Here is a 10,238-nt window from a genome sequence, read left to right on the forward strand (position 1 = left end):
GGCGGCTGCGGCATCAGTGAAAACCGAAATAGGCCTTGGTGGGGTCCTTCTATATTCTCAGCGGAACAGCGCGTGGACAGCGGCGGGAACGGCTGACCACGTGAAGTGGGTCGGACCGCGACCTGCGATGCAAGCACCACCACCCAGAGAGGGCGTATGAACCGTACACGTTGGATTCTTTTCGCGGCCGTGGCCCTGGCGGTGCTGGCATTCTTCGCGTTCGATCTGGGGCGTTTTTTCGATTTCGATACGCTCAAGGCGGCGCAGGGGGAGATCGAGGCCTTCCGCGACGCGCGGCCGGTACTGGCCACGGTCCTGTTTTTCATCGTGTACGTCGCGGTGACGGCCCTTTCGCTGCCCGGGGCCACGATCATGACGCTGGCCGGTGGCGCGGTCTTCGGACTTGCCTGGGGACTGGTGCTGATTTCCTTCGCATCGACCATCGGCGCCACGCTGGCCTTCCTGATCGTGCGCTTCATCGCCCGGGAGCCGGTGCAGCGCCGCTATGGGGACAAGCTGCGGGCGATCAACAAGGGGGTCGAGCGCGAAGGCGCCTTTTACCTGTTCGCATTGCGCCTCGTGCCCGTCTTTCCCTTTTTCCTGATCAATATCGTGATGGCGCTGACGCCGATCCGGGCCTGGACCTTCTACTGGGTGTCGCAGGTCGGCATGCTCGCGGGCACGGTGGTCTACGTGAACGCGGGTACGCAGTTGGGTCAACTGGAAGGGCCGGAGGGGATTCTGTCACCGGCGCTGATCGGTTCCTTCGCGTTACTGGGGCTCTTCCCGCTGGTCGCGCGGCGCGTCCTCGGCTGGCTGCGGCGCCGGCGTGTCTACAGGGGCTGGCAGCGGCCGGCCCGGTTCGACCGGAACATGGTCGTGATCGGGGCTGGTGCTGCGGGCCTGGTGTCGTCCTACATCGCTGCGACGGTGCGGGCGAAGGTCACGCTGATCGAGCGCCACAAGATGGGTGGCGACTGCCTGAATTACGGCTGCGTGCCTTCCAAGGCCCTGATCCGCACCGGACGCTTGCTGGAAGATATCCGCCGGTCTCGGAACTACGGCGTGCAGTCCGCCCACGCGGAGTTCGACTTCGGCGCGGCCATGGAGCGTGTGCAGCGGGTGATCGCGCAGGTCGCGCCCCACGATTCCAGGGAACGCTACGAGGGCCTTGGGGTGGAGGTTCTCGAGGGTGCGGCGCGCCTGAAGACTCCCTGGTCGGTCGAAATCACGGAAGCGGGAGGCGCGACCCGCACATTGACCACACGGTCGATCGTGCTGGCGACGGGGGCGGAACCCTACGTGCCGCCGATTCCCGGGCTCGAGGAGGCCGGGTTCCTGACCTCGGACACCGTCTGGGGACTGCGGGAGTGCCCGCGAAGACTGGTGGTGCTCGGCGGCGGGCCGATCGGCTGCGAACTCAGCCAGACCTTCCACCGCCTCGGGGCGCAGGTGATCCAGGTCGGCCGCAACCCCCGGCTCCTTCCGCGCGAGGACCCGGAATTTTCCGACATGCTGATGGCGCGCTTCGCTGAGGAGGGCGTGGACCTCCGGCTGGGTCGCGAGGCGCGTCGGGTCGAGATCGTCGACGGCGAGAAGCGGCTGGTGGTTGCCGCGACGGACGGTGCCGAGGAGAGCATAGGCTTCGACGAAATCCTGGTCTGTGTCGGGCGGGCCGCTCGGCTCAAGGGCATGGGTCTGGAGGACGTGGGCATCCGGACCGACCGCGCAATCGAGGTCAACGAGTTCCTGCAGGCGACCTATCCGAACATCTACGCCTGCGGCGATGCGGCCGGCAAGTATCAGTTCACTCACGTCGCCGCGCACATGGCCTGGTTTGCGTCGGTCAACGCGCTGTTCGGGATGTTCCGGCGCTACCGGGTGGACTACTCGGTGATCCCCTGGGCCACCTTCACCGATCCCGAAATCGCCCGGGTCGGGCTCAGCGAGCAGGAGGCCAGAGCCAAAGGCATCGCCTACGAGGTGACGACCTACGGCATCGACGACCTGGACCGGGCGATCGCGGACGGCGAGGCCCACGGCATGGTCAAGGTGCTGACCCCGCCGGGCAAGGATCGCATTCTCGGGGTCACCATCGCCGGCGGTCACGCCGGGGACCTGCTGGCGGAGTTCGTGCTGGCGATGAAGGCGGGTCTGGGTCTGAACCGGATCCTCGGCACCATCCACATCTACCCGACCATGGCCGAGGCGAACAAGTACGCGGCCGGCGAATGGAAGAAGGCGCACAAGCCCGAGCGTGTCCTTCGCTGGTTGCAGCGCTTCCACGCCTGGCGTCTGGGTTGATCCGTTTCGTGGCAGCGTGGTCCGGGATGGGTGGGAGACGGACTCGCTCAAGCCGTCCCTGGCCGCCGACGGTCCGTCCCCCGCCCACCCCGGACCACGTTCCGGTGCCGTGGCGGAACATTACAGCGTGACCCACAGGCGCGGTGTGTTCGGTGCCGGATGACTGGCCCCGGTTTTTCGCCTGAGGGGGACCGCTTTGGTATGATTCATGGTTCCATGCAGTGAGGGCTGTGTTGCCTCTCTGTTCAACACCACTGCGTTCGACCCCGCGTACAGGTCGGCGAAGGAGTTCCGAATGCCCTCCGTTTCACTTCCCGATGGCAGCCGCCGTCACTTCGACGCGTCCGTCTCCGTGCTGGATGTCGCCCGTGACATCGGCCCCGGGCTGGCCAAGGCCGCACTCGCCGGCAAGGTCGACGGCCGACTGGTCGACGTGCGCCACGAGATCACCGAAGACACCGATCTCGCGATCGTGACCGACCGAGATCCCGAGGGCGTCGAGATCATCCGTCACTCGACGGCGCACCTGCTCGCGCAGGCGGTGAAGGAGCTGTTTCCCTCGGCGCAGGTGACGATCGGGCCGGTGATCGAAAACGGTTTCTACTACGACTTCGCCTTCGAGCGCGCCTTCACCCCAGATGATCTCGAAAAGATCGAGAAGCGGATGCGGGAACTGGCCAAGGCCGACCTGCCGGTCGAGCGCTCGGTGATGGAGCGCGACGAGGCGGTCGAGCACTTCCGCGATATGGGCGAGGAGTACAAGGCCGAGATCATCGCCAGCATCCCCGAAGGGCAGGATATTTCGCTGTACCGCCAGGGCGAGTTCGTGGACCTGTGCCGCGGTCCGCATATCCCGTCGACCGGGCGCATCAAGGCTTTCAAGCTGACCAAGGTCGCCGGGGCCTACTGGCGCGGCGATTCCGACAACGAGATGCTGCAGCGCATTTACGGCACGGCCTGGCCCAACAAGGAGCAGCTCAACGCCTACCTGGAGCAGCTGCGCGAGGCCGAGCGCCGGGATCATCGTCGCATCGGCACGGAACTCGACCTGTTCTCCATCCAGGAGGATGCGGGCGGCGGGCTGGTCTTCTGGCACCCGAAGGGCGCCCGCATCCGCCGGGTGATCGAGAATTTCTGGTTCGAGTTGCACGAACGTGCCGGGTACGACTTCGTGGTCACGCCGCACATCGCCAACCTGGAACTCTGGAAGACCTCGGGCCACGCCGACTTCTACTCGGATTCGATGTACGAGCCGATGGAGGACGACAATCAGTCTTTCCAGCTGAAGCCGATGAACTGCCCGTTTCACGTGCTGGTCTACAAGGACCGGCTGCACTCCTACCGGGATCTGCCGCTGCGCTGGGGCGAGATGGGTACGGTGTACCGGCGCGAGATGTCCGGGGCGCTGCACGGGCTGATGCGGGTTCGCGGCTTCACCCAGGACGATGCCCACATCTTCTGCCGTGAGGACCAGATCGAGTCCGAGATCATCGGCGTTCTCGAGCTGACGCTGGAGCTTCTCGAAGCTTTTGGATTCAAAGACTTCGATATCCATCTTTCCACGAAACCTGAGGATGCGGTCGGGTCCGACGCGATCTGGGAGCACGCGACCGACTCGTTGCGTTCGGCGATCGAGAAGAAGGGACTGGACTACACGCTGGATGAGGGGGGTGGCGCGTTCTACGGTCCGAAGATCGACATCAAGATTCGCGACGCGATCGGGCGGCAGTGGCAGTGCTCCACTGTGCAGCTGGATTTCAACCTGCCCGAGCGCTTCGACATGGAATACGTTTCGGAGAGCAACGAGCGCAGGCGTCCGATCATGATCCACCGGGCCCTGTTCGGGTCGCTGGAGCGTTTCTTCGGCGTGTTGATCGAACACTATGCGGGCCTGTTTCCGCTTTGGCTCGCCCCGGTACAGTTGGCCATCCTGACCATCACCGAGCGGCAGGATCCGTATGCCCGCGAAGTGCTCGCGGCCTTGCGGCAAAAGGGCCTGAGAGTCGATGCCGACTTGAGAAACGAGAAGATCGGCTTTAAGATCCGCGAGCATACGCTTAAACGCGTACCTTATCTGCTGGTCCTGGGGGACCGGGAGATGGAAACCAATACCGTTGCTGTGCGCACGCGCTCCGGCGAAGATCTCGGGAGCATGGGGCTGGATGCCCTGTTGTCCCGGCTCGATGCCGAGATTGCAAGCCGCGGTAACTGATTGCCGATCAAGCTGACTGGAGAATAAGGCTATTAGCGGAGCCAAGAGTGTTCGAATGAACGAGCAGATCATCTGCCCGACCATTCGCCTGATCGATGCCGAAGGTGAGAATCGCGGGGTCGTGAAGACGGAAGAGGCCCTGGGAATGGCCCAGGAAGGTGGCATGGATCTGGTGGAGATTTCGCCCAATGCGGATCCTCCGGTGTGCCGGATCATGGATTACGGCAAGTTCAAGTTCGAACAGGCCAAGAAGGCCCAGGCGGCCAAGAAGAACCAGAAGCAGGTACAGGTCAAGGAAGTGAAATTCCGGCCCGGCACCGACGAAGCCGACTACCAGGTCAAGCTTCGAAATCTGACGCGCTTCCTGGAGGCCGGAGACAAGGGCAAGGTGACCATCCGTTTCCGGGGTCGCGAGATGCGCCACCAGGAACTCGGTGGCGAACTGCTGGACCGGATCGAGGCGGACCTGTCCGATATCGCGGTGGTCGAGCAGCGGCCCAAGATGGAAGGGCGGCAGCTGATCATGGTGATGTCCGCGAAGAAGCGATAGCGGCCTGGAGTACGCAGGCCACGACAAGGACCGGCGGGTCCCGGTATACCCGCAGGTCTTTCATAAACGATCGTGCCCGATGGCAACGATCCCCTAGCTGGAGAGGAAAATGCCGAAACTGAAGACCAACCGGGGCGCCGCAAAGCGCTTCGCCAAGACCGGTTCGGGTAGGTTCAAGCGGGCGCAGTCGCACCGCAGCCATATCCTGACCAAAAAATCCACCAAGCGTAAGCGTCACCTGCGTGGCGCGGCGATGATTCACGACAGCGATGTCGCGTCCATCCGCCAGATGCTGCCGCATAGCTAACCGGGGAGAACCGATATGCCACGAGTCAAGCGCGGCGTCACCGCACACGCACGTCACAAGAAGGTCATGGACCAGGCCAAGGGCTACTACGGTGCCCGCAGGAAGGTCTACCGGGTCGCGAAGCAGGCCGTCACCAAGGCGGGCCAGTACGCCTACCGCGACCGTCGCCAGAAGAAGCGCCAGTTCCGCGCCCTCTGGATCGTCCGCATCAACGCGGCTGCGCGTCAGTTCGACCTGACCTACAGCCGCATGGTCGACGGGCTGAACAAGGCGGGGGTCGAAATCGATCGCAAGGTCCTTGCCGATCTCGCGGTGCACGACATCACTGCGTTCGGGAAGATCGCCGACAAGGCCAGGACGGCACTGGCGGCGTAAGTGGCGACGTTCATGGTGCCGGTTCGACACCAGCGCATGCCATGGACGTTTCCCTCGGCCCGGTAACCGTCTGCTGGTTGCATGGGTGCGGGCGGTCCCGCCTCGCGACGAATACGCCAGCAGGTTGTAACCGAAGGGAGGGGTGCTGAGCCCCTCCCTTTTTTGTTGGAACAGAAATCCGTTCACTGCCAGCCCCGGCCCGGGAGCTGCCGGTGGGCCGTGGAGAAATCCGACGTGGAACAAGTGGACAAGCTGGTGGCGGAGGCCGTGGAAGGAATCCAGGCTGCCTCCGATCTGGCCGATCTCGATGCCCTGCGGGTGCGTTACCTCGGCAAGAAGGGTGTGCTGACCGCCCAGCTGAAGGAACTGGGACGCTTGCCGGCCGAGGACCGGCCTCGGGCTGGGCAGGCGGTGAACGATGCGAAGGAACGGCTGTCCGGACTGATCGAGCTGCGTCAGCAGGAACTGGCCAGCGCCGAGGTCGCGAGGAAGCTGCGGGAGGAACGCGTGGACGTGAGCCTGCCCGGCCGACGTTCGGCGATCGGCGGTCTGCATCCGGTCACGCAGACCATCGACCGTATCCAGACATTCTTCGCCGGAATGGGATACACGGTGGCGGAGGGCCCCGAGGTTGAGGACGACTTCCACAACTTCGAGGCACTGAACATCCCCGAGGAGCATCCGGCCCGGGCGATGCACGACACCTTCTATTTCGATGCCCACCGGGTGCTGCGCACGCACACCTCGCCGGTGCAGATCCGGACCATGGAACAGCGGAAGCCGCCGTTGCGGATCATCGCGCCGGGGCGGGTCTACCGCTGCGATTCCGACCTGACCCACAGTCCGATGTTTCACCAGGTCGAGGGGCTGTACGTGGACACGGGGGTGACCTTCGCCGACCTGCGCGGCGTGCTCAGTACCTTTCTGCAGGCCTTCTTCGAACGCGACGATCTGCAGACCCGCTTCCGGCCGTCCTACTTCCCCTTCACCGAGCCCTCCGCCGAGGTGGACATCCGGTGTGTCCACTGCGGCGGCGACGGTTGCCGGGTCTGCAAGCACACCGGGTGGCTGGAGGTCATGGGCTGCGGCATGGTGCACCCGAACGTATTCGCCCACGTCGGCATCGACGCGGAGCGCTACACCGGTTTCGCCTTCGGTCTCGGTGTCGAGCGCATGGCCATGCTCCGCTATGGAGTCAATGACTTGCGACTCTTTTTTGAGAATGATGTTCGCTTTCTCGAACAGTTCGCACGGGCGGGGTAGGGGCGATGCGGATCAGTATGGAGTGGTTGCGGGAGTGGCTTCCGGTGGCAGAGACGGCCGAAGAATTCGGTCATCGCCTGACCATGGCGGGTCTGGAACTGGACGCGATCGATGCCGCTGCACCGGTCTTCAGCGGCGTACGGGTCGGAAAAGTGCTCTCGGTGCGCCCGCATCCCGATGCCGACCGACTCCGGGTCTGCGAGGTCGATGCAGGTACCGGCGAGACGCTGAGCATCGTCTGCGGCGCCCCGAACGTGACCGCGGGGATGTTGGCGCCGGTGGCCTGTATCGGTGCCGTTTTGCCCGGCGATTTCAGGATCAAGCGTTCGAAACTGCGCGGCGTGGAGTCGCAGGGCATGCTTTGCTCGGCCGTGGAAGTGGGCCTTGCGGAGTCCTCTGACGGCTTGATGGCGTTACCCGCGGACGCGCCGATTGGGGCCGATTTCCGGGCCTGGATGGGCCTCGACGACTTCATCCTCGAGGTCGATCTGACGCCGAACCGGGCCGATTGTCTCGGCATGCTGGGCATCGCACGCGAGGCTGGCGTGCTGTTGGACCATCCCGTCACCGGCCCCGTAATCGAGCCGGTTCGGGCCGGAGCGGATCATGCGGTAACGGTCCGGGTGACCTCTCCGGAGGCCTGTCCCCTCTATGCGACCCGCGTGATCGATGGGCTGGATCCGAACGCCCTGACCCCGCTCTGGATGCGCGAACGCCTGCGTCGTTGCGGGGTGAGGCCGCTGCATCCGGTGGTGGACGTGACCAACTACGTGATGCTGGAACTCGGTCAGCCGATGCACGCGTTTTCTGCGGAGGCCGCCGGTCCGGTCATCGATGTGCGTTTCGGGACCGCTGGCGAGCGGCTGCTGCTGCTGAACGGCAACGAAGTCGAGGTCGGACCCGCTGATCTTCTGATCACGGGCGCCAACGGACCGCTGGCGCTGGCGGGGATCATGGGTGGGGAGGGCAGCGCAGTGACCGCCGGCACGACCCGGATCGTACTCGAGAGCGCTCATTTCAGCCCGCGGGCACTGGCGGGTCGGGCACGTGCCCATGGTCTGCACACCGACGCTTCGCACCGTTTCGAGCGCGGTGTCGATCCCACCATCCCCCTGTACGCGATGGAGCGGGCGACGGCACTGATCCTGGAGATCGCCGGCGGTGCGGCCGGCCCGGTGGTGCACCAGGGCCAGGTACCGTCCGCGCACGCCGACAACCGGATCACCCTGCGCCGGGAACGCATTACGAGAGTACTCGGCATGGCCTTCGCGCCCGTCGAGGTCGAGCGCATCCTGACCGGGCTGGGTTGCCGTGTCGCGGCCATGGGCGACGGCTGGGAGGTGCTGCCGCTGCGCGCCCGCTTCGACCTGACCCGTGAAGAGGATCTGATCGAGGAACTGGCGCGCATCCACGGGTACGAGCGCTTACCGCAGACCCTGCCGCCGACCACGGTGCCGGTGACTTCCACAGTCGAGGCGGCGCTCGGCCGGCGCAAGCGGGAGCTTGCGGATCTCGGTTTCCACGAGGTCATCAGCTTCAGCTTCGTCGCCCCGGACTGGGCCCAGGCCTTCTATCCGGATCTGGAGGCCCTGGCGCTGGCGAACCCGATTTCCTCCGAGCTGGCGGTGATGCGTCCCGGTCTTTGGCCCGGCCTGGTCCGGACCGCGGCGCACAATCTGGCGCGGCAGCGCATGGATCTGCGGCTGTTCGAGCATGGCCTGCGGTTCGTGCCCGATGCCGCCGGTCTGCGGCAGGAATCGCGGCTGGGCGGCCTGCTGTGCGGGCGGGCCGAGCCGGAGCATTGGCAGGGTTCGCGGCGAGCCGTGGATTTTTTCGATGCGAAGGGAGTGGTCGAGACACTCTGCGCGGGTGCTCGGCAGGCCCTTCGTTTCGAACCGGCGACGCATCCGGCGCTGCACGATGGCCAGTCCGCACGGGTGATGCTGGGCGGTCAGGGCATCGGCTGGCTTGGTGCACTGCATCCCTCGCTGTGCGAGCGCTTCGACCTGCCGGAGTTGTTCCTGTTCGAGCTGGATGCCGCGGTGATTGCATCCGAGAACGTTCCGCAGTTCAGAGGTTTGTCGGCATTTCCTGCGATCCGGCGCGATATTGCGCTGGTGATGAACGAGGACGTGGCGGCGGGCGATATACTGGCCGCGATCGCCCAACTGGACCTTCCCCTGCTGCAGGAAACCCGGCTGTTTGACGTGTACCGGGGCAAAGGTTTGGGTAAGAATGAGAAAAGTATCGCTTTGGGCTTGATTTTAAGGGCTTTTGAACGCACTCTTGATGAAAAGGATGTCAATTCCGTGACGAAGTCGGTCGTGGACCAACTTGAAGCCCTCTTTGGCGCGAAACCGAGATACTAAGCATGGCAGCTGTTACCAAGGCGGAACTGGCGACCGCATTGCATGAGGAATTGGGCCTGAACAAGCGCGAGGCGAAGGAGCTGGTCGAGCTCTTTTTCGAGGAAATGCGCATGGCCCTGGAACGGGGAGACAGCGTCAAGCTGTCGGGGTTTGGCAACTTCGTGCTGCGCGACAAGAGCGAGCGACCTGGACGCAATCCGAAAACCGGTGAGGAGATCCCGGTTTCGGCGCGCCGTGTCGTCACCTTCCGGCCGGGGCAGAAGCTAAGGGAGAGGGTGGAGGCTTATGCTGGAGGCGAGTGAGCGTCAGGAACTGCCGGCGATACCCGGCAAGCGCTATTTCACCATCGGTGAAGTGGCAGAGCTGTGTCAGGTGAAACCACACGTGTTGCGCTACTGGGAGCAGGAGTTTCCGATGCTCTCGCCGGTCAAGCGGCGCGGCAACCGGCGTTATTACCAGCGTCACGACGTGTTGCTCATCCGTCAGATTCGGGCATTGCTCTACGAGCAGGGGTATACGATTCATGGCGCCCGGCAGAAGCTGAGTGGCGAGGAGGCGAAGGGCGACATGTCCCAGACCCAGCAGCTGGTGCAGGACACCATTACCGAACTCGAGGGAATCCTGCGTATTCTTCGGCAGTAGGCGGTGGGTGCTCATGAGCGCACCGAACGGTACCGGTTAGTTGCCGATCTCCCACCGCTGTGGAGAGAGTCCACGCCGGTCCTTCCCCAGACAGCCCCAATCCGCTAGAATCACGTTCTTCGGGGCGTAGCGCAGCCTGGTAGCGCACCTGCATGGGGTGCAGGTGGTCGGAGGTTCAAATCCTCTCGCCCCGACCAATAGAAACAGCAAGTTAGG

The 10,238-nt window shown here is 64.3% G+C and carries 9 protein-coding genes and 1 tRNA gene; all 10 read left to right on the forward strand.

Annotated features, from left to right (window positions below; translation table 11 throughout):
* Positions 1–156: 156 nt before the first annotated feature.
* The 10 genes from EA346_RS02010 to EA346_RS02055 all read left to right on the forward strand — a co-directional run bounded on the left by EA346_RS02010 (position 157) and on the right by EA346_RS02055 (position 10,219).
* A complete protein-coding gene (locus tag EA346_RS02010; protein ID WP_296754994.1) occupies positions 157–2,304 on the forward strand; it encodes an FAD-dependent oxidoreductase in 2,148 nt (715 codons plus the stop codon).
* A gap of 295 nt (positions 2,305–2,599) precedes the next feature.
* Positions 2,600–4,516 carry a threonine--tRNA ligase gene (gene thrS, locus EA346_RS02015; protein ID WP_296754995.1) on the forward strand — a complete coding sequence of 639 codons (1,917 nt, stop codon included), beginning with the start codon at positions 2,600–2,602 and terminating at the stop codon, positions 4,514–4,516.
* Between the two features lie 55 nt (positions 4,517–4,571).
* Positions 4,572–5,066: a translation initiation factor IF-3 gene (gene infC / locus EA346_RS02020; protein WP_296754997.1), complete on the forward strand. Its 495-nt coding sequence runs from the start codon at positions 4,572–4,574 to the stop codon at positions 5,064–5,066.
* 109 nt (positions 5,067–5,175) lie between these two features.
* Positions 5,176–5,373, forward strand: coding sequence for a 50S ribosomal protein L35 (gene rpmI, locus EA346_RS02025; RefSeq protein WP_296750798.1), 198 nt, complete (start codon positions 5,176–5,178; stop codon positions 5,371–5,373).
* 15 nt (positions 5,374–5,388) lie between these two features.
* Positions 5,389–5,748 carry a 50S ribosomal protein L20 gene (gene rplT / locus EA346_RS02030; protein ID WP_296754998.1) on the forward strand — a complete coding sequence of 120 codons (360 nt, stop codon included), beginning with the start codon at positions 5,389–5,391 and terminating at the stop codon, positions 5,746–5,748.
* Positions 5,749–5,982: 234 nt separating this feature from the next.
* The gene (pheS, locus tag EA346_RS02035; protein ID WP_296755000.1) at positions 5,983–7,011 is read left to right on the forward strand and encodes a phenylalanine--tRNA ligase subunit alpha; all 1,029 of its coding nucleotides are present in this window, start codon (positions 5,983–5,985) and stop codon (positions 7,009–7,011) included.
* Between the two features lie 5 nt (positions 7,012–7,016).
* Positions 7,017–9,380, forward strand: a complete 2,364-nt coding sequence (gene pheT / locus EA346_RS02040; protein WP_296755001.1) for a phenylalanine--tRNA ligase subunit beta — start codon at positions 7,017–7,019, stop codon at positions 9,378–9,380.
* A 2-nt stretch (positions 9,381–9,382) separates the two neighbouring features.
* On the forward strand, positions 9,383–9,682 hold the full coding sequence (gene ihfA / locus EA346_RS02045; RefSeq protein ID WP_296751583.1) for an integration host factor subunit alpha: 300 nt from the start codon (positions 9,383–9,385) through the stop codon (positions 9,680–9,682).
* The gene (locus EA346_RS02050) at positions 9,666–10,022 is read left to right on the forward strand and encodes a MerR family transcriptional regulator (RefSeq protein WP_296755002.1); all 357 of its coding nucleotides are present in this window, start codon (positions 9,666–9,668) and stop codon (positions 10,020–10,022) included. The genes ihfA and EA346_RS02050 overlap by 17 nt, the downstream gene beginning before the upstream one ends.
* A gap of 120 nt (positions 10,023–10,142) precedes the next feature.
* Positions 10,143–10,219: transfer RNA gene (locus EA346_RS02055), tRNA-Pro, on the forward strand.
* The last annotated feature ends 19 nt before the right edge of the window (positions 10,220–10,238 follow it).

It is taken from the genome of Thioalkalivibrio sp. (genome assembly GCF_007692535.1).
In the GTDB taxonomy this organism is placed as follows: Bacteria; Pseudomonadota; Gammaproteobacteria; order Ectothiorhodospirales; family Ectothiorhodospiraceae; genus Thioalkalivibrio.

Coding starts and splice junctions, on each gene's coding strand:
- EA346_RS02010 (WP_296754994.1), top strand. CDS start 157: ATGAACCGTACACGTTGGATTCTTTTCGCGGCCGTGGCCCTGGCGGTG.
- thrS (WP_296754995.1), top strand. CDS start 2,600: ATGCCCTCCGTTTCACTTCCCGATGGCAGCCGCCGTCACTTCGACGCG.
- infC (WP_296754997.1), top strand. CDS start 4,572: ATGAACGAGCAGATCATCTGCCCGACCATTCGCCTGATCGATGCCGAA.
- rpmI (WP_296750798.1), top strand. CDS start 5,176: ATGCCGAAACTGAAGACCAACCGGGGCGCCGCAAAGCGCTTCGCCAAG.
- rplT (WP_296754998.1), top strand. CDS start 5,389: ATGCCACGAGTCAAGCGCGGCGTCACCGCACACGCACGTCACAAGAAG.
- pheT (WP_296755001.1), top strand. CDS start 7,017: ATGCGGATCAGTATGGAGTGGTTGCGGGAGTGGCTTCCGGTGGCAGAG.
- ihfA (WP_296751583.1), top strand. CDS start 9,383: ATGGCAGCTGTTACCAAGGCGGAACTGGCGACCGCATTGCATGAGGAA.
- EA346_RS02050 (WP_296755002.1), top strand. CDS start 9,666: ATGCTGGAGGCGAGTGAGCGTCAGGAACTGCCGGCGATACCCGGCAAG.